General features: G+C 55.1%; 15 protein-coding genes and 2 pseudogenes. 15 read left to right on the top strand and 2 right to left on the bottom strand.

What is annotated here, in order from left to right; translation table 11 throughout:
• The first annotated feature begins 8 nt into the window (after positions 1-8).
• From CAY53_RS06750 to CAY53_RS06725, 6 genes are read left to right on the top strand one after another with little or no spacing between them, the layout of a single operon-like run.
• The gene (locus tag CAY53_RS06750; RefSeq protein WP_425430778.1) at positions 9-1,034 is read left to right on the top strand and encodes a polysaccharide biosynthesis/export family protein; all 1,026 of its coding nucleotides are present in this window, start codon (positions 9-11) and stop codon (positions 1,032-1,034) included.
• A 21-nt stretch (positions 1,035-1,055) separates the two neighbouring features.
• Positions 1,056-2,639, top strand: coding sequence for a GumC family protein (locus CAY53_RS06745; protein ID WP_104936476.1), 1,584 nt, complete (start codon positions 1,056-1,058; stop codon positions 2,637-2,639).
• A 5-nt stretch (positions 2,640-2,644) separates the two neighbouring features.
• Positions 2,645-3,709 carry a glycosyltransferase family 4 protein gene (locus tag CAY53_RS06740; protein WP_245874911.1) on the top strand — a complete coding sequence of 355 codons (1,065 nt, stop codon included), beginning with the start codon at positions 2,645-2,647 and terminating at the stop codon, positions 3,707-3,709.
• Positions 3,700-5,073 (top strand): O-antigen ligase family protein, encoded by a 1,374-nt coding sequence (locus CAY53_RS06735; RefSeq protein WP_104936474.1) that lies wholly within the window; start codon positions 3,700-3,702, stop codon positions 5,071-5,073. Before CAY53_RS06740 ends, CAY53_RS06735 begins: the two co-directional genes overlap by 10 nt.
• Positions 5,070-6,002: a glycosyltransferase family 2 protein gene (locus CAY53_RS06730; RefSeq protein WP_104936473.1), complete on the top strand. Its 933-nt coding sequence runs from the start codon at positions 5,070-5,072 to the stop codon at positions 6,000-6,002. The genes CAY53_RS06735 and CAY53_RS06730 overlap by 4 nt, the downstream gene beginning before the upstream one ends.
• Before the next feature lie 15 nt (positions 6,003-6,017).
• Entirely contained in the window at positions 6,018-6,365 is a 348-nt protein-coding gene (locus tag CAY53_RS06725) for a glycosyltransferase (protein WP_245874751.1), read from the top strand.
• Here the strand turns inward: CAY53_RS06725 and CAY53_RS06720 are convergent.
• Positions 6,331-7,091, bottom strand: a protein-coding gene (locus CAY53_RS06720; protein ID WP_219842626.1) for an IS5 family transposase whose coding sequence is annotated in 2 segments (ribosomal slippage) — positions 6,331-6,734 and positions 6,734-7,091 — 762 coding nt in all. Because the reading frame shifts where the segments join, the coding sequence is not laid out codon by codon here. The two genes, CAY53_RS06725 and CAY53_RS06720, sit on opposite strands and share 35 nt — an antisense overlap.
• Before the next feature lie 65 nt (positions 7,092-7,156).
• Here CAY53_RS06720 and CAY53_RS06715 point away from each other — a divergent pair.
• From CAY53_RS06715 to CAY53_RS06685, 7 genes and pseudogenes are all read left to right on the top strand, one after another.
• Positions 7,157-7,987, top strand: a pseudogene (locus tag CAY53_RS06715) (glycosyltransferase); the annotation flags it as partial.
• Positions 7,988-8,027: 40 nt separating this feature from the next.
• Positions 8,028-9,014 (top strand): polysaccharide deacetylase family protein, encoded by a 987-nt coding sequence (locus tag CAY53_RS06710; protein ID WP_146106441.1) that lies wholly within the window; start codon positions 8,028-8,030, stop codon positions 9,012-9,014.
• Positions 9,011-10,309 (top strand): lipopolysaccharide biosynthesis protein, encoded by a 1,299-nt coding sequence (locus CAY53_RS06705; RefSeq protein WP_104936471.1) that lies wholly within the window; start codon positions 9,011-9,013, stop codon positions 10,307-10,309. The genes CAY53_RS06710 and CAY53_RS06705 overlap by 4 nt, the downstream gene beginning before the upstream one ends.
• Positions 10,302-12,257 (top strand): hypothetical protein, encoded by a 1,956-nt coding sequence (locus tag CAY53_RS06700; protein WP_104936470.1) that lies wholly within the window; start codon positions 10,302-10,304, stop codon positions 12,255-12,257. Before CAY53_RS06705 ends, CAY53_RS06700 begins: the two co-directional genes overlap by 8 nt.
• Positions 12,244-12,915: a GNAT family N-acetyltransferase gene (locus CAY53_RS06695; RefSeq protein ID WP_104936469.1), complete on the top strand. Its 672-nt coding sequence runs from the start codon at positions 12,244-12,246 to the stop codon at positions 12,913-12,915. Before CAY53_RS06700 ends, CAY53_RS06695 begins: the two co-directional genes overlap by 14 nt.
• Positions 12,912-14,033, top strand: a complete 1,122-nt coding sequence (locus CAY53_RS06690) for a GNAT family N-acetyltransferase (protein ID WP_017865553.1) — start codon at positions 12,912-12,914, stop codon at positions 14,031-14,033. Before CAY53_RS06695 ends, CAY53_RS06690 begins: the two co-directional genes overlap by 4 nt.
• Positions 14,030-14,845 (top strand): carbohydrate deacetylase, encoded by an 816-nt coding sequence (locus CAY53_RS06685; RefSeq protein WP_104936468.1) that lies wholly within the window; start codon positions 14,030-14,032, stop codon positions 14,843-14,845. Before CAY53_RS06690 ends, CAY53_RS06685 begins: the two co-directional genes overlap by 4 nt.
• Before the next feature lie 18 nt (positions 14,846-14,863).
• On the opposite strand, the gene CAY53_RS06680 is transcribed toward CAY53_RS06685, so the two are convergent.
• Entirely contained in the window at positions 14,864-15,907 is a 1,044-nt protein-coding gene (locus CAY53_RS06680; protein ID WP_104936467.1) for an ISL3 family transposase, read from the bottom strand.
• 29 nt (positions 15,908-15,936) lie between these two features.
• Between CAY53_RS06680 and CAY53_RS06675 the strand changes: the two genes are divergently transcribed.
• Together CAY53_RS06675 and CAY53_RS13915 are read left to right on the top strand one after the other, a co-directional pair.
• Complete coding sequence (locus tag CAY53_RS06675; protein ID WP_104936466.1) at positions 15,937-17,298, top strand: transposase; 1,362 nt, start codon at positions 15,937-15,939, stop codon at positions 17,296-17,298.
• Between the two features lie 65 nt (positions 17,299-17,363).
• A pseudogene (locus CAY53_RS13915) lies at positions 17,364-18,203 on the top strand (DNA methyltransferase); the annotation flags it as partial.
• Between the last annotated feature and the right edge of the window lie 2 nt (positions 18,204-18,205).

Below are 18,205 nucleotides of genomic sequence, written 5' to 3'. Positions count from 1 at the left end.
TTTTTATGATGACACGGATAGTGGTGACAGGAATACTGGTATTGTTGGTGGGTTGTGCCGGCAAGCAGGATATGGTTTTACCTGTTCACATGCCGAGTGCGGACAAGGTTGAGACAGGCAGGCAGGGTGATCAGGATGAGTGGGTGCAGGAAATTATCCCCATTATCCAGGTGCTGCGTCCCATGGATGTGCTGGATGTGATTTTTCACATAGGCACCGTTAGCAGTGAGGCTTACCGGATCCAGCCGGGTGATCATGTCGAGATGAGCTTTCTGACTGCCAACGAATTGAGTGCCACACATCTTGTCCTGCCGGACGGTACAGTGGAAATGCCCTATGTCGGCCGGATCTCTGTTGCGGGCCTGACCACGGCAGAAGTCCGACTGCTGCTGCTGAAAAACTATAAAGGGATTCTGAAAAATCCGGTTGTAGCAGTGGCTGTACCCAAACCTATGGCGCAGTTGGAGAACCTGCGTATGACATTGAATCATCCGGCCTTCGGTATGAGCCGGGAAATACTTGTCGGCGCGGACGGACGGGCCAGCTTTCCCCTGATCGGCAGCCTCTTACTGCAAGGCATGAGCCTTGATGAACTCAGGGATGAACTCAACAGGCGCTATGCCAGCCTGCTGGGACAAATGCGTGTGGATGTGCTGCTCAAATCGACCATACCCAATCAGGTTTATGTGCTGGGCGAGGTCGGGCAGCCAGGAGCTTACACCATTAACCGTCCGGTTTCCGTACTGGAGGCCCTGACTCTGGCCCACGGAGCCAATGCCAAGGCGCGCCTGGATTCGGTGGTGGTCATGCGGCGCAAGGGGAATGAGGCGGTTGCCTATCTGTATGACGTGCAAAAAGCCATCGACGGCAAAGGCCGGTACATGGCCTATCTGCAGGCGGACGACCTGTTGTATATCCCGCAGACACGCCTGTCAAAAGCCGGACAGATCAGCCGACAACTGGCTGACATCATCCTGTTTCAGGGATTTGGCTTCAACTTTTCATATCGTGTAGACAACAAAAACAGCGACTGATGTAGAGTCGGAGAATGAACGATGGAAAACTACCTGCATGAGTTCATGCGCATCTTCTTTGCCAACAGGCGCTTGATTAAGCGATTTTTTCTGATTTTTTCTGCAGTTGTTCTGCTGCTGCCCCTATTATTGAAGCAAAGTTTTGATATTACGGCAGAAGTGATAGTGCAGTCGAAAAAACTGTCACAAAGTGATTCAGCAAGCTCGTTGACTGCAGAAACGGACAAGTTCGTCCCTACCTCGCTGGCAGATATGGAAACCGAGGCCAACATCCTGCGCTCTACTACCCTAGTACGGCAAACCATACTGGGACTGAGCGAAGAAGGGCGCTTCAGCATGCCTGAATCCCTGTTAAAAAAATTTGTGCTCAAACCGTTCAAAAACTATGTAACCACACCGCTGCGTGAACATGTCACCAATCCGCTGCGCGGTCTATTGGGATTGGAAACCGATTCGGTGCGCGATACTCACATTGATGAAGCGCTGCAGGCTATCCAGAAAAAACTGCAAGTAGAAACCCTACCTGGATCAAATATTATCTCAGTCGTGCTGTCGACCAGTGACCCTGCCCAAGGCACGGTCTTTGTCGAGCGTTTGCTGCACAATTACCTGCAAAGCCGACAGAATCTACAATCCAATAATTTGCCAGAAGAATTTTACGAACAGAAGAAACAGCACTACAGGAATCGTATTGATGCACTGGAACACACGCGTCAGCAGATTCTGGAAGGTGCCAACGCCTCGCATCCTGCCGAGGAAATCACCTTTCGCCTGAACGCCGTCAACACCGAAGAACAGTCGTTGAACCAATACCGTGACCGTCTGCTGGAAAGCCGTGCTTGGTTGGATTATCTGAATAAAAGTCTGGTGGAGGCACGCAAGATCGGCCAGAAAGAGTATGCCTTTCCCTTTACCTTTAAACAGCTGATCGGTGGCATAGCATATGAAGACCGGGAACTCAAGGATGTTGGTGAGCGTCTGGTTGAACAGATCATGGGACTTGACAACGCGCTGATCTCCTTTACCGCTGCCAGCCAGCCAGTGATCGAGCACCGTAAGCGGCTTGCCAATACCCACCATCAGTTTTTGCGTCTCGTGGAAAACCGTATTGCTGAGCGCAGCCAGGAAAAGGATATCCTGGAATCAACCATCCAGCAGAAAATTCGGCGGATAAACGAGCTGAAATCGCAAATCAAGGTGTTGCAGGCCATCCAGAGCCGGTTACGCCAGCTGGATACCGAAATTGATGCCTTGCACAAGGCATTTTCTGCCTATACCCAAAGATATGAGGAAAGCCTGGGGCAAAACCAGCTGGATGCTGTGCTGTCCAATGCACGCATTCTGAGTTATCCCTATGAGCCAACCGAAGAGGCTTTCCCCAGGCCGCTTGTCATGATTCCACTGGGACTGCTGACTGGTCTGTTGCTGGCGATTGCACTGGGTTATATTAAAGAGTTTTTTGACCATACCTTCAAAATACCGGCACAGGTAATGGAGCAGTTGGGAGTGCCGATACTGCTGGTGATAGACTGCGGCCAGGAGGAGACGCATAAGCCAAACAAGCCGCGAACATTGGCCTGGTTCTGGCACTGGATCAAAAAGTGAGCACCATGGACCGGGTATTGCATGTTATCCACAGCGGTGGATTTTATGGTGCGGAGCGCATGCTGGCCGACCATTGCCTAGCCCTGGATACAACTCTGGACAGCCGGGTGGCTTTTATTGCTCCGTCGCAGGAATTGCAGGAGCGTTTTTCTGCCATGGGTATTGCCTGCGAAACGATTGGTACTCTGGCAGAACTGGTGCGGATTGTGGAACGACATTCTTCGCAGGTCGTGAACGCTCACAACTTCAAGGCACAGCTGTATGCCTGGCAGGCAGCGCGACGCTGCAAGCGTCCGTTGGTCTTTACGCAGCACGGATTTACGCCGCGCAACCTGAAACAGCGGCTGTATATGTACAGCAGCATACTGCTGTGCAAGACACCTGTAGTCAGCCATGTCGTTTGTGTTGCCGGCAGTATTGTGCGCCAGCACGAAACGCTGCATGTGCCGGAACGTAAACTCAGCCTGATAGCCAATGGTTTGCCTGTCAGGCAGGTACGACCACGGCAAGTGTTTCAGCCGCTAATTGGCTTTATCGGGCGTCTGAGCCGGGAAAAAGGACCGGACCTGTTTTTGCGTGCCGTCATTCCCTTACTGCAGCAGCGGCCGGAGGTACAGGCCGTCATGCTGGGTGACGGCCCCATGCGTGGGGGCTTGCAGGTGGAAATCAACAGGCAGGGTTTGGCCGGACGTGTCACTCTGGCGGGTTATCAGAACGACATTGATGAATGGCTGAGCCGATTGTCCGTACTGGTGATCAGCTCACGCACTGAGGGCACTCCCATGATTTTACTGGAAGGTATGCATGCCGGTGTGCCGGTTGCTGCCTTTGCCGTGGGTGGAATTCCCGATGTCGTGAGGCACGACCAGGAAGGCCTGCTGGCCGCTGCGGAGGATTGTTCCGCCCTAGAGCAGAATATCGGATGTCTGCTGGATGAACCACGGCTGGCTGACAGTCTATGCCGGCAGGCATACTTACGCCAGAAGGAAAGATTCAGTCTGCACAATAATATACGTCTCTGGCAAGCGCTCTATACGAGACTTTTGGGAGCACAGGCCTCATGCGGATGACTCTGGGAGTGGGTGTGATACTGGGCATGGCGGCCTTTGCTGCCTTGGCCAGCCCTTGGCCGTTTCTGGCGCCTTTCGTCGTGTTGGGTATCTTTGTGGCTGCTGCCTTGTACCGCCACCCGGCTTGGGGATTGTTCGGTCTGACGCTGTTAGTACCCTTTGAAGGGTTGTTCAAGGGCTCGGGTTTTTCGGCCGCCAAACTGCTGGGACTGGCACTGATCGCTGTTTTGGCCGTCCGATTTCTGCTGCAACAAACGCCGCCACAGCATCTACGCAGCTCGTTGTGGAGATTTGTTATCCCGTTTGTACTCTTGATTGTTCTAAGCCTGCTGTATACGGAAAACCTGTCGGTTTCGCTCGCCAATCTCAGGGAACTTGCCATCGGTATGACCTTTTTTGTTATAACTCTGCTGGCCGGGCGTGCGCTGAATCTGTCCCGCCTGTACGCCGGAATTGCCCTGAGCGTGGCGGCAACCTGCCTGATTGCGCTGCTTTCCATCAAGTATCAGGCAGGCGGCCGGGCCATCGGCCTCTTGCAGGATGCAAACTACTTTGCCCTATTGATAGCCATTGCCGTTCCTGCCGCCGTGTTGATGGCAGTGAAGGGCAGCTCTGTTCTGGCACGGCTGTTCTGGTTGGCCATCACATTCCTGCTGCTGGCAGGCATGACAAAAACCGACTCTCGTTCCGGTCTGCTGGTTATGGTGATCTGCCTAGCCATTGGTATCCGGCATCACTGGTGGAGATGCAGGCGAATCAGTCCCAAGCATTTTGGTTTTCTGATGCTGGGACTGGTCTTGGTAGTGCCCGTGCTCAGGTACAGCGTACCGGAGGATTATATCGATAGAGTCAAGTCCCTCAGTGTGCTGAAATCTGGTGTAAATGCATATCAGGATGCCTCGATCGGCCGGCGGGCTTCCTACCTGTTGGTGGGACGAGAAATGATCGGTGAAAATCCGCTTCTAGGGGCGGGGCCGGGCACCTTCCCGCTGCACTATGCCCAGTCAGGTTATGCCAAGGCCTTTTCCGCCGAATTAGTCAATCCTGAACTCTACCGGCGGGCGCATAACACCTATCTGGAAATCTTTGCTGAAATGGGTATCCCCGCGGGAATGGTCTTCATGCTGCTGATAATTGCCGGATTGGGCAACTTCCGGCGGGCCCGGCAGGGATTTTTGCAGCAGCAAAACCGGCCCGCTGCCGAGCTGGCCGTTCATCTAGGGCTGGGCCTGTTGAGTATTGCCCTGTTCATGCTGTTTTTAAGCACCCCCAACCATAAATATCTGTGGATGTTTCTCGCTCTGTCCAGCGTCGTGCGGCAGCAGGCCGAAGCAGTGCAAACACACGGCAAACACGGGAGATGAACAGTCTCGGCATTGTGGTGCCCATGCGCAATGAAGCGCCGCATATCCAGCGAACCCTGTGCAGTGCGCTGCACTCGGCAGCTGCCGCTGGTATGAGTTGCGAACTGATCGTAATCGACAACGGTTCAACTGATGCCGGTTATGCACTGGCTCAGGCACTGGGTGCTAGAGTGATTTCAGCCCCCGGACTGGCTGTCGGCGCACTGCGAAATCTGGGCGCGTCCCAGGTGCGGGCAGATTACCTAGCCTTTCTGGATGCAGACATCGAAGTCCCCGAAAACTGGATATCCCGCTGTCTGGACAGTCTGCAGAACGGCTTTGATGTGGTTGCCCTTGACTGCGATACGCCAAAGCAGGCCCCTTGGTATGCACAGACCTGGCAGAAAAGAAGCATGTCACAGACGGGCCGGCCGCGTGAACGCGACTGGCTGGCAACTGCAAATCTGTTTATGCGGCGAACAACTTTTGCGCGTTCAGGGGGATTTCATCCTGAACTGTCCAGTGGGGAAGACAAGGATTTTGGTTTGCGTCTGCATGCGGCAGGAATGCGGCAGCTCAGTCTGGCACAGCCGCCGGCGCTGCACTGGGGCTATGAAACCTCATGGCGGGAGTGGATGAACAAGGAGTTGTGGCGTCAGGGCAGCTATATACAACTGCTCAGGCAGGCGCCTGGCTTAAGACTTTTATGTTTCCCGCTGCTGTGTCTGCTGACCGTTCTAACAAGCCTGCGGGCTTTGTTGCTGCTGCTTTCTGCCCGTTTACCGGAGGCTTTACTGATGTTTGCCTGTAGTCTGCTGCCTGCCGCGGTCGTGGCCTTGCGTCAGTCAGCCAGACGCATGGAGCCGGTTTACACTATGAAACTGCTGGTATTGCATTGGCTGCGTCTGCATATAGGTTGTCTGGCGCTGATACGCTCGCTGTTCAGGTAGAAGCAGAGGAATAACGTGTTTTACATTTTTTGGCTGAGTATTTTGCTGCCGTTGTATGCCGTGCTGGGCTATCCGCTGCTGCTGAGGCTGATTTCGCTGTCTTACCGTCAACCTGTCTACGCCCGGCCCGAGCGTCTGGCTGTCAGCGTGATCGTGGCTTTGCACAACGAAGAGGATCATGTCGCGGCTAAAATCGATTCCATTTTACGGCAGAGCAATCAACCGGACAGGCTGCAGATTATATTTGCCAGTGATGGTTCGACCGACCAGACCGTGCAGCGGGCACGCGCCTGTCTCGATGAACGCATTCAGGTACTAGATGGTGCCGTCAAATTATTTCTGCCCACAATGAGATACATCTGATTTGCACGGCGGCAAGGAAGGAGAGGCTTCGTTTTGCATAACGCGTGGCGATGCCACGCCATCTCTTGAGGTGAAGAAAGGCGTTCTCGACCAGGTGCCGTACACGGTACAGTTCTTTGTCGTAATCGCGCTGTTCCTTGCGATTTTTTCTGGGTGGGATGACGGGCTGGCAGCCGGACTCAACAACCTTGTCTATAAGCTCATTGCTGTCATATCCACGGTCAGCCAAAAGCGCCTCCGCACTCAAACCGTCAATCAATGCGCACGCTTCCTTGCAATCAGCTCTGGTACCTTCTGTAACAACAACTCTGAGCGGCATACCATGCGCATCCACGGCCAGATGTATTTTGGTGTTGAGCCCCCTTTTGTGCGGCTCATCGCCTGGTTGCCGCCAACCGCTCCGGCAGCATGGGGATGCACTTTGCAATGGCTCGCATCAATCATCAGCCACTCATAGTCAGGCTCAACCATGAGCACTTCAAGGAGTTTTTCCCAAACACCCCGGTCACGCCAACGGCAAAACCGGCGATGGGTATTTTTCCAGTCCCCAAGGTCAGGAGGCAGATCGCGCCATGGCGCTCCTGTCCGCAATATCCAGAACACCGCGTTGATAAACAGCCTGTTGTCTCCGGCCGGGCGACCAACGCTCCCCTTTTTGCCGGGGAGATGCGCCTGTATGTTTTCCCAAACCCTGTCAGAAATATCATGTCGTCGATGTGCGTACATAGCCCCTCCCGTTATGAATGACATGAAGAGGTGTTACCACATTATTCATAGTTTGACGACACTATCTAGACCTGCCCCGCGCCGGAAAAATAGCTGTGCTGAACGAGGCCGTTCGCCATGCGCAAAACGACATCCTGGTTTTTACCGATGCTGATAACCAATGGCTGGACGGCTGCCTAGAACATCTGTTACGCCCTTTTTCCGATCCCGCTGTGGGCTGTACCGCTGGCAATATGCAGGTCGTCAAAGCCGGCAGAGCATTGGGCTTGGGGGATCGGTTGTACCGTGTTTATGAGTCATGGCTGCGAGCGACAGAAAACAAATGCGGCTGCATGGTATCTGCAGACGGCGCCCTGCTGGCCTTGCGCCGCGAACTTTATCAACCCATCCCGGCGCATGTGAATGATGACTTTTTCATCAGCACCTGTGCCCTGGTGCAAGATAAAAAAATCATCTATGTCGAACAGGCCAGGGTGTTGGACACAGGTGTTGATGAAATCGGCAAACAGTATCGTCGCCGTATCCGGGTTACCGTTGGTGGCCTGAACAGCCTAGCCGCGCGCAGGGCTCTGTTCAATCCTATACGGTACGGGGTGTATGCACTGGCGCTGTTCAGTCACAAGCTGATCCGCCGCCTGTCTCCGCTGTTTCTGCTGCCATTGCTGCTGAGTAATTTTTTTCTTGTGCAGCGAGGTATCGGTTATGAGTTGTTTTTATATCTGCAACTGGCGGGCTACGGTGTGGCGTTACTTGGTCTGGTAGGGCACCGACGGAAGCTGAAACTTGTCCGGCTGGCAGGTTTTGTCCTGATCACCCTGGCTGGTATGCTGGTGGGCTGTCTCGAATTTATGCTGGGTAAAAAGTACGGACAGTGGAATCCTCAGCAGAACAGGTAGGCCGTTGACGATCAAGGATGCCATAAAGTGGCTGACCGGAATGGCTTTCCTTAACGGGCCGGCAGGCAGGGCCCTGCACCGGTGCGGACTGGTGCTGATGCTGCATCGTGTAGTCGGCAGCAGGGAGGAGGCCCGGCTGCCGCACAACAACCCTCTTTGCGTGGACAGACAGAGTTTTTCCACGCTGTTGGCTTTTTTGCAGCGCCATTTTGAGCTGGTGGAACTGGAGGTTGCCCTGAGCTGCGCACCTGCCGGGGAGAGGCCCGTGCTTGCCCTGACTTTCGATGACGGCTGGCAGGACAACTATCGCTATGCCTTCCCTGTTCTGCAGGAGCAGGGGGTGCCAGCCAGCATTTTTCTGTCCACTGCCTATATCGGCCAAAAAAGGGGGTTCTGGTGGGAGTCCGTTGCCAGACGCCTGTGGCATGATCCGGAGACCGTTGATCAGGATGCTTTGCGGCAGGCGTTGACGGGCAGTCGTATCCAGCTGATGCCGGAGCTGTTCAGCCCGGCGCAAAGCCGGGCCAGAAGCCTGCTGATCGCCGACTTTGTGCGGCAACTCAAGTGGCTTGATCCACTGCGTCTGCACGGGCTAGCGGACGAACTGTTTTATGATGGTAGCACGCACGCCATGAACTGGCAGGAAGTAGCGCAGATGGAGCGTTCGGGACTAATCCGCTTTGGCGCACATGGACATGAGCACCATATCCTGACACTTCTGCAGCACAGAGACTGTGCTGCAGACATTTTTGCCTCACAACGCCTGATCAATCAACACTGCGTCCGGCCATTGAAGCAGTACTGCTACCCAAATGGTGACCATCATGCCGATCTGCACGAACTGCTCGGCGATTTCGGTTATACCCATGCGCTGGGGGTAGAACCGGGTGTGGTGAGTAAGGGATGCAATCGTTTTGCCCTGCCCAGAATTGATGTCAGCCAGAAAACGGCCGAACAGCCGGGACTGCTGGCTTGGCGGATTTTGCAGGCCTACCGCAATAGTCTCCGGCAGGTGGATCGGGTATGAAGCAGTATGGCTACAGGTGGCATCTGCTGGTCACCATGGGGACCAGGCTGAGCATGATTGCCCTGCGTCTGATCAGGAACATCTTGCTGGCCCGCCTGCTGGGACCGGCAGACAGGGGATTATTCGCCCTTTTGAGTGCATTGCCGGAGCTGATTGCCGCGGTGACCAGCGGCGGATTGAATACGGCGGTTGGCTATCAGGCTGCCCGGCAAAAAGACATGGGTGTGCTGCTGGTTCAGGTGCTGATCTATGGCTGCCTGCTGTCAACCCTGCTGACCCTGGGTACCGTTCTGTTGCTGAACTGGCAGGGGCGGGAGCTCGACAGGGTGCGGCAACTGGGTGTCTGGTTGTGGCTGTTGATTCCGCTGGTGCCGCTGACTGTACTGAAAAGCGGCTTGCTAATCTTGCATAATGCCGATGGCCGGGTGAATTGCTTCAATGTTTTACGTCTTCTGGAATCGAGCATACCGTTGCTGCTGTTTCTGCTGCTGGCCTGGCTGTGGCCACGGCAGTTGTTCAATGCTGCTGTAGTGAGCTGGATTGGTGGACTGGTTGCCGTCGTTGTCGTGGGGTGGTACAGACTGAAGCGTTATCACGCTTTTCAGCTAAAGTGGCAGCCGCAGGCGCAGCGGAATCTGTTGTTGTATGGTGCGAAAAGCCACTGGGACGTGCTGTTCCAGCAGATTCTGCTGCGTGCCGACTACCTGCTGATTGGTTTTCTGTTGCCTGCTGGCGCGCTTGGACATTACGCCATGGCCAGTGCTGCCGCCGAGCTGTTGCTGATTATCCCTGAAGCAGTAACCACCCCTTTAATGAAGCGCCTCCTGCAGCAGGGCGGCGGTATCGAACGACTGACCCCTCTGACCTTGCGGGTGACCGCATCTGTGATGCTCGTCGCCTGCCTGGGCATGGGGTTGATGGGCGAATGGCTGATCGTCACCCTGTTTGGAGTGGATTATGCACCTGCTTATCCGGCACTGATGGCTTTGCTGCCGGGAGTGTTTGCCCTCTGCTACGCCAGTATTCTACGCCTGGATTTACTGGGCAAGGGATACCCAGGACGCCTGTCCTTGATGGCGGGAATCGGCGTGGTACTAAACTTGGGACTGAACCTGGTGCTCATACCGAAACTGGGCATTACCGGCGCGGCGCTGTCCTCCTCCGCAGCTTACTTGACTGTTGCCCTGCTGATGTTTTTACAGTATTGTAAAATCAGTGCCATGTCATTTTATCGCTTGCTGCTGATGACGCCGACCGATATGCGTCAGTTGATTGGGAATCCCAAAAATGCATAGGCTGTTTTTTCCCGGAAAAAAGACTTCGTTTGTGCTGGTCATACTACTGGCGTTGCTCCAGTCGGCCTACGGCTCTGCCTCGGACTGGCCGGACCTGCGCAGTGGCACGCTCGAACTGCGGCCAGATACGGAAGACGAACTGCAGATTCAATGGCGGTATGCCTGGTTGAGCGAGGCCAATCCGGAGAAGCTGTTCCTGATTAACGCCAAGGGTGAGCTGGCCGACATTCTTGAGATACCGGCAACTCAGACCGACGGCAGGCACAGCATGCGGTTGCATCCGGAGCAGGCCCCCTACCTGCTGGTCATTCCCGGTTACAGTTTCAGAAACTACAGCATCAGTCATGGGAAATACACAGCGAGCATCTTTGAACCGGAGCGCGTGCATCAGACGGCGAGCTTCCCGGAGAGGCAGGTACTGTATTTTCGGGTTCCAGCCCGGCAGCAGGCAATATTTGCAGGAAAGTACCACTCCGGCGCCGATCGCATCATCCTGACCCGACTGAGCGATCACTACCGCCAGATACTGGAGCTGAAAACAAAGCAACCATACAGCGCCTTTGACTCTGTGGCCTTGCCGACCTCATCCGGTGATGAATTCTGGTCAATGACGGTCAACAAAGGTGGAAAAATAGCCTTCTGGCTGGATGGCGTGGATAATCGTTTTGCCCGCCATCCTGAACATCTGTCGAACTCCGTGAGCTTGCCGGGCCGTGCAGACGTTACCCTGCTGCATGAGCCGCGCGGTCATACGCCGGCCATTGGTGTTGCGTTACCCTATCTGCTTCCTCCGGACACCAGTCATGCCCCACTTAAGGGCCTCAATTTGCAGGCAGCCAGTTATTATAGTTTTGTCGATTACATCGACAATGGAGACGGCAGAGAACTGGATTTTAGATCTTTTTATGCCAAGCAGATGGGTATCCACAGCAGCCTTACCCTGATGGCGGGCAAAGACCGGCGCGCGGTCTTGCATGCAACTCGTAAAAGCTTCGAGGGTTTGCACCTCTGGCTGCAGGATAGTCTGCAACTGCCACCAGGCGGTATCCACTATCTGGCCTTTGCCGACGAGCCAAATCTGAATTTTCCCAGCTATGAGAGTTTTGCCGAGTATTTTTCCGCCATGCTGTCATATCTGAAACAGCAGCCAGACTTTACACACTCTGGCGTCAAGGTGGCTGTTCCAGCTAGTTCCAGGTTCTTGCACGGCCCGATGCGGGATGATGCATACAGGCGTCGCGGCATCGACTGGGCGGCACGACTGCTGAAGCAACATGGCGAAGACATTGACGCCATTGCCTGGCACGAATGGATGGTACGCAATCTGTATGCTACGGGGCTTTATAGTGACACGATCCGTGCTGCTGCGGACTTGGTCGGTTATGACGATAAAGGGCGTCCGCTCAAGGTGCTGCTGATCGACCAAACCAATATTTCCAGCGGCAACAGCGTTTCTCCTTATGAACAAAACACCCACTTTGCCGCCCTGTGGTGGGCCTCCGTAATTATCCAGTCATCCAGCGATGGTCTGCTGAGCATGCTGAACTGGTTTCATGTTGCGGATGAAGCCGATCACCAGAAGGGTTTTTTTTTCCTGAGAAACGACCGATTACAAGCCAAGCCGGTTGCTAGGGCGCAGGCCTTTCTGACGGAGCGCTGGCTGTCGCAGGTCAACAGGATAGACAACAACTCCTTTGAGCTGGATGCTCTGCATACCCGGGAAGGCGATGAACAACAGCTGCTGGGTGTTAACAAGTCTCGGCGTGTATACAAATTACACGTGGACATGCGTCAGAACTGTCCTCAGAAATTGACGGCGCGCGTGCTGGACGCCGATGGTCGTATTCAGACTCTGCCCTTTGTCTGTACTGATACACAACTGGAGCTGAATATTCCGGCCCAGGGAATTTTCAAGCTGGAATGGGAGGGCAGTCATGCGTATCGCTGAGCTGATCAATAAAGCACGATCCAAGGGGCTGAAGCATTCGGCCCGCCTGTTATTTCAGATCTGCGTGTTTTCCCATTGGAAGCTCTACTTGCTGGAACGTCCACTGGCACAGGTGTCGGTGGAGGTGCGCCAGCCGCTGCATCTGGCCCGCATTGAGCCGGATAATCTGAAGCTGTTCGAGAAGTACCTCAGCCATTACATTCCTTCAATCAGGGTTTTTCTGCAGCAGGGTTCGCACCCTCAGGTTTGCGTGAACGAACATCAGGATGCTTACCTGATGTTCTGGGTGCACGAAGGAGGGGATTACTACGACCGGCAGCTGTACAAATGCAGAATACCCGTGCCGGAGAACTGCATTTACCAGTTTGCCGGCGAGCTAGCTAAAGAATACCGACCAAGCCGTCACGTTATTTATCTGCTGCAGCAGGTGTGGAACCAGTACTGTGAACGCGGCTTTACGCGTACGAGGTCGTTGGTGAACGCCAACAATCCGCGGGCACTGCGTATACATCAGAAGCTGGGTTTTGCTGAAACGGGGACTGTGATCCATGTTTACCGGCTGTTTGGTGTGTTTTCCTTTGCTCGTTATGAAATCTCCAGCGAGAATAACCTGAATGTGCAGCCGTCGGCTTCAGCAGAACCAGGAGAACACCCTTGAGTGCCCGCTTTATCTGGTATGCCAGTCTGACCGGTGGGGATTTTCCCGCACGCGACTATGAGCACCTGCTGGAGCAGGTACCTGCTGCTACACCCTTTAACGGTCTGGCCTGGCTGGCTGGTGCGGAGCAGGCGCTATGCCATACTCAGCGTTTACATGTGCTGACCGCTCTTGTTGAAAACAGGCTGGTGGTCTGTTTGCCACTAATTAGCTGTCGTGAGAGGATTGCCGGACTGCAGGTCACGGTTATCCGGCATCTGGGGTATCCGCTGACGGATCGCATCGTCCTGGTAGTGCATCCGCAGCATGAAGAGGTACTGGGAGCGGCTTTTCAGGAAATACGCAAGCGCCTTGCATTTAGTCATATTCAGTTCAGTGAACTCTGTGTCCTGGCTGGCGAGGCGGGTGGACTGAAGCAGTGGCGCAGGCAGGTCTGGTTTTCCGAAGTACGCCTGAGCTGCAGGGTGCCGGTGCATGAAGTTACCGATGCAGACCGGCAGGAACCATCCGGCAGTCTGCGCTACAAGCTGCGCAGGGCGCGAAAGCGAAGCGTCGAATTGCCCGCTGAAATCCGGCGTATCATTCCGGATGCCCAAACAGTGCATCAGGTGCTGCATGCCCTCAGCCAGGTTGAACAGGCAAGTTGGAAAGGTAGACAGTGTGTCGGTATTTTTTCGGGTGAGCAGCGCCGGTGCTGGATGCAAACGGCACTGGCCGGCATGGCGGCAAACGGCTGTTTAAGGGTAGTGTCCATGGAACACGAAGGCACTTGCATCAGTTACCGGTTGGGCTTCCTCGACAAGGGGCGGTTGTATGATTACAATTTGGCCTTTCTGCCGGAATTTGCCGGGTTAGGCAGCGGCCGCCTGCTACTGGATGAATGGATTCGCTGGGGACTGGATGACGGCTGGCAGTGGGTGGATGCATCAAGGGTTAGCCTGCGGGATTCCAGTCACCAGTTGCATGAACGTTGCAGTATGTATGTCCCGCATTATCGCTGGACCCTGTACAGCAGACGTCCAAGCGGACTCTTGTTGGGCATAGGGTACAAACTCTGGCTGCGACTGAAACCCTGGCTGAACACACAGAAAACGGGCAGCGGAGATGGAGCCGGATGACGGATGCAGCAACGGACAAGCCCTGCCTTGTTATCACCAATGCTGACGATTTTGGCTTGTCTGAACGGGAAAATGCCGCCATTTTGGCTGGCTTTGCCGAAGGGGTGATCAGCTCCGCCACTCTGATGGCCAATATGCCCGCCTTTGAACAGGCCTGTCAGGCCGCCAGACAGCGGGGGCTTGCAGACAGGCTGGGCCTGCACTTCAACTTGAGCTACGGTGAGCCATTAAGTTGGTCGGTTAGAGGGGTGAGTGCGCTATGTAACGTGCGGGGACAGTTTGATTTCAGCCTGCCACGTTACAGCCTGTATCTGTCTGGACAAATCTCTCAAGCCATTCGTACGGAGCTTGAGGCGCAGTGGCAGGCTTGTGTGGAGCAGGGCCTGCGGCCAACACATATAGATTCGCACCAGCATGTACATAATGTGCTGCCCATAGCCGCAATCGTGGCCAGCTTTGCCGCCGGGCATGGTGTCCCGGTGCGGCTGGCGCGCAATGTGGGTTACAATATCCATCCGGGGAAAGCTGTGTTCAAGTATTTGCTCAACCGGCTTATCAGGCGACGGTCGCGAACAGCGATCAGATATGTTTGCACCCCCAAAGATTTGCTGGACGGCCTGCGTCCGCAGGGGGTGGTGGAAATCATTTGCCACCCTGAGTTGTGTGCAGACGGGCAAGCGGGTGATGCCTATCTGCCTGCCGGGAAAACCTTGCATCAGGTGCTGGATGTGGCCTATCCGTACAGACAACTGGTCAGCTACGGTTCTTGGATTTACAATCCAAACGCAACAGGAGGGGTTGAGAGAAAATAAAAAACCCATAGACGGCAGTTATTCGAGCTCTTCGTCGAATCCAGTGGATTTGATTAAATTATGTATCGGAGCAGCCAGCAGGTAGATCATGCAGATGAACGTATCATCGTTTCTATAGCCTCTTGCTCTGCATTTGGCTGCCTGAAAGACGCCATGAAGTGCTTCGATCCTGGCATTGTTGTAGCCTGATACCCAGCGCGCCAGGATGGCTTCCCGATGCTGCTCTACGGTTTTCAGCGCCTTGCGCACTGGTTTGAGCAGGTCGATATCCCCAACCAGCTTCAAGGCAACATGCATGAAACTGCTCAACCGCCACCCTGCGCCTCGCATCGAAGTCGCCTTGCGCACCCAGCGGAGCATCTCCTTGATACGCCATGCCTTCGAGGTCTGCATATCCATGCTCATCAGTTCCGCCAAGGCCTGGAGCTGCCGCTCCGTTAATGGGCCGTCGGCATTTTTCAGGGTCGCCCATCGGCTGGCCCCGGGCAGCTTTGTTTCCCTGGCTTCAGCACGCCCGCCCTCATCCATCGCCCTGGTGAACAGTTGCACCACATGAAACCAGTCAACAGTGTGTCTCCTGCCCGGAAAGTGGGCTTTGACCCCGGCAATGAAGGCGGCAGACATATCGGACACGATCTCCATAACCTGTTCGGCCTTGCCACCGTGTGCCGCCAGATGTTTTTTGAATGCATCCAGGGTCTGTCTGCCTTTGCCGGCAACCGCGAAAACAACCGGCCTGTCGGTCCGATCGAGGTCAATAAAGACGGTGACATACCGATGTCCCCTGCGGGATTTGGTTTCATCGAGACTGAATGCCTTCAGACTGCTGAGATCCGGGCGGTTCATGGCTGCCTGCACATAATGCAGCACGATGCGCCAGAGTCTTTTGTCATTCATTGCCAAAAGCCTGGCAGTGGTTAAGACCGGCATTTCCCGGACCAGGAGCATGGCGGCCTGCTCAAAGAGCAGGGTGAAACTGCTGCCTTGGCGCGCCCGGGACCAGGACCTGCCTGACCTTATCAGCCCGTTGAAAAAGTCTTCAGGCAAGGCATAATGGTGCACAGGCGATCAAATTGTGTCGGGGAGGCAGTATGAGTCTTGGCCGGAGGCAGGCAGAGCAGAAGAGCATGTGGCTGATCTATGATCAGCTGCCCCAAAGTCGGGGGCATGTCTTTTACGAGCGGCTGCAGAAGCTCCTGCACCAGAAAGCATTTGACGCCTTCCTCGAAAAGCTCTGTGCGCCCTTCTACGCCGAAAAGCTCGGCCGCAGGTCCATCCCGCCTGGCCGTTATTTCCGCATGCTTTTGATCGGCTACTTCGAGGGCATCGATTCCGAGCGCGGCATCTGTTGGCGCTGTAGCGATTCCCTATCTCTGCGCGAATTCCTCGGGCTCGGCCCCACCGAATCCGTGCCCGACCATTCCTCCCTGTGCCACATCCGCCAGCGCCTGCCGCTGGAGGTGCACCACGAAATGTTTGTCTTTGTGCTGCGGATTTTGGAGCAAGCCAAGCTGCTGAACGGGAAATATCTGGGCATTGACGCTTCGACCATGGAGGCCAATGCCGCCATGAAGAGTATTGTCCGTCGGGACACGGGTGAGGGGTATCAAAAGATGCTTTTGCGCCTGGCCGAAGAGAGCGGCATCAGGACGCCGACCAGGGCGGAGTTGATCGCCTTTGACCGCAAGCGCCAGGGGAAAACGACTGCCAACAAGGACTGGCAATGGAGTACCGATAAGGATGCGCGCATAGCCAAACTCAAGGATGGCCGCACCCACATGGCGTACAGACCTGAGCATGTGGTTGATCTGGAATCCGGGGCGGTAGTTTCTGCGGTGATACACCCTGCGGATCGGGGCGACACTACAACACTTGCCACCACACTTGACGACGCCCAGGCCAAGTTGTGCGCGGTCAGGGACAAGGAAGGAGCGCCCGGCATTGATGAGCCCTTTGCTCTGGTGGCGGACAAGGGCTATCACAGCCGGAAGGTGCTGAAGGATTTGCCGGATTCTTGCACAAGCCGGATCAGTGAACCGGCGCACAAGGGGCGATTGCGCTGGAAAGGCGACATGGATGCCCGGGATGCGGTGTACGGGAACAGGAAGCGGATCGGTTCCAGTACGGGCAAGGCGCTTTTGCGGGCGCGGGGCGAGCGGGTGGAGCGCAGCTTTGCCCACTGCCTTGACCGGGGCGGCATGCGGCGGGTGCATCTTCGGGGTCTGGCCAATGTGGAAAAGCGCTACATTATTCATCTTGCCGGGTTCAATCTGGGCATACTGCTGCGGGCCTTGTTTGGCTTTGGCACGCCCAAAGGCTGGGCCGATGCCCCTGCGGCACTGCTTTTTGCCCGAATCGGCAACCTGAACCTGCTCATATTGGTCATTTGGCTGCCGAATGTGGCTGATACTCCGGATTGTGCCATGATGGTCATTTCGAGATGGCACAACTGACACGCAGGGGCACAATCGCCAACTTTGTGTCCCCTTCGAAAAATTAACCTTTCTTCAACGGGCTGTTAAAATATCTGCCGGTAATCAAGCAGCAGGGAAATACATTGCAGGTGGTTACCGAGCGCGATCCGCGTATTTTATTTGACCAAATGGTGGCTTATTACGTGCGCAAGGGCTATTACGTGCCGATGTCCAGCCAAGATTTTCAGGCGGGGCTTTCGCAACGTTTCATTGAGTGTAACGGCATATATTTCCTGCCGGATCAGGCAGCCGAATACGACCGCAAGAAGATGACCTTGTTTGCCTGTGACGAGGCATCCGCCATTCAGTGGCTGCATCAGCTCATCAAGGAAAAGCCGCAAGTCTTTTCTGACATCAATCCGCAGTTGATGCAGCAGCTCGGCGGCTGGAACAAGAATGAGTCCCAGCTCGACCTGCGTGAACTGCTGAATCAGAACTTCCTCTGCTACGACGGCAAGGGCCCGATCCCCACGCAGATCGTTTCGTGGATGATGAAAAGCTCTACTCTGCGGGAATAGATCAGTCGCGAGTCACGAGCGATGAGTGACGAATCAAACAACTCGGGACTCGAAACTCAAAACTCGGAACTCCGCCGCAAGGCGGCCGATCGCTGGTACGTGCCCGATCCCAACAAGGCGGGCGACCTGGAAAAGCTGCGCGAGAAGGCGCTGCTCAAGGAGTTCGAAGAGTACAAGGAGACCAAGAAGAAACTCAAGGTCTTCCGCCTGGAGGCTGTCCGCGCCGGATTCAAGAAAGCCTGGCAGGAGCGTGACTACGCCGTCATCGTCGCCGTGGCCGACAAGATCCCGGGCAATGTCCTGGAAGAAGATCCGAAGCTGCTCATGTGGTATGATCAGGCGGTAACGCGGATGGGAGGGGCATAGCT

The sequence above is a fragment of the Desulfobulbus oralis genome (assembly GCF_002952055.1).
In the GTDB taxonomy this organism is placed as follows: Bacteria; Desulfobacterota; Desulfobulbia; order Desulfobulbales; family Desulfobulbaceae; genus Desulfobulbus; species Desulfobulbus oralis.
The sequence above is the reverse complement of the archived record's forward strand: the minus strand, read 5'-3'. Positions and strand labels throughout refer to the sequence as shown.

What these genes read in the sequence shown, in the direction of transcription:
- CAY53_RS06740 (WP_245874911.1), top strand. Translation starts at nt 2,645, where the DNA reads ATGGACCGGGTATTGCATGTTATCCACAGCGGTGGATTTTATGGTGCG.
- CAY53_RS06710 (WP_146106441.1), top strand. Translation starts at nt 8,028, where the DNA reads ATGGCTTTCCTTAACGGGCCGGCAGGCAGGGCCCTGCACCGGTGCGGA.
- CAY53_RS06700 (WP_104936470.1), top strand. Translation starts at nt 10,302, where the DNA reads ATGCATAGGCTGTTTTTTCCCGGAAAAAAGACTTCGTTTGTGCTGGTC.
- CAY53_RS06695 (WP_104936469.1), top strand. Translation starts at nt 12,244, where the DNA reads ATGCGTATCGCTGAGCTGATCAATAAAGCACGATCCAAGGGGCTGAAG.
- CAY53_RS06675 (WP_104936466.1), top strand. Translation starts at nt 15,937, where the DNA reads ATGAGTCTTGGCCGGAGGCAGGCAGAGCAGAAGAGCATGTGGCTGATC.
- CAY53_RS06735 (WP_104936474.1), top strand. Translation starts at nt 3,700, where the DNA reads ATGCGGATGACTCTGGGAGTGGGTGTGATACTGGGCATGGCGGCCTTT.
- CAY53_RS06745 (WP_104936476.1), top strand. Translation starts at nt 1,056, where the DNA reads ATGGAAAACTACCTGCATGAGTTCATGCGCATCTTCTTTGCCAACAGG.
- CAY53_RS06685 (WP_104936468.1), top strand. Translation starts at nt 14,030, where the DNA reads ATGACGGATGCAGCAACGGACAAGCCCTGCCTTGTTATCACCAATGCT.
- CAY53_RS06705 (WP_104936471.1), top strand. Translation starts at nt 9,011, where the DNA reads ATGAAGCAGTATGGCTACAGGTGGCATCTGCTGGTCACCATGGGGACC.
- CAY53_RS06750 (WP_425430778.1), top strand. Translation starts at nt 9, where the DNA reads ATGACACGGATAGTGGTGACAGGAATACTGGTATTGTTGGTGGGTTGT.
- CAY53_RS06730 (WP_104936473.1), top strand. Translation starts at nt 5,070, where the DNA reads ATGAACAGTCTCGGCATTGTGGTGCCCATGCGCAATGAAGCGCCGCAT.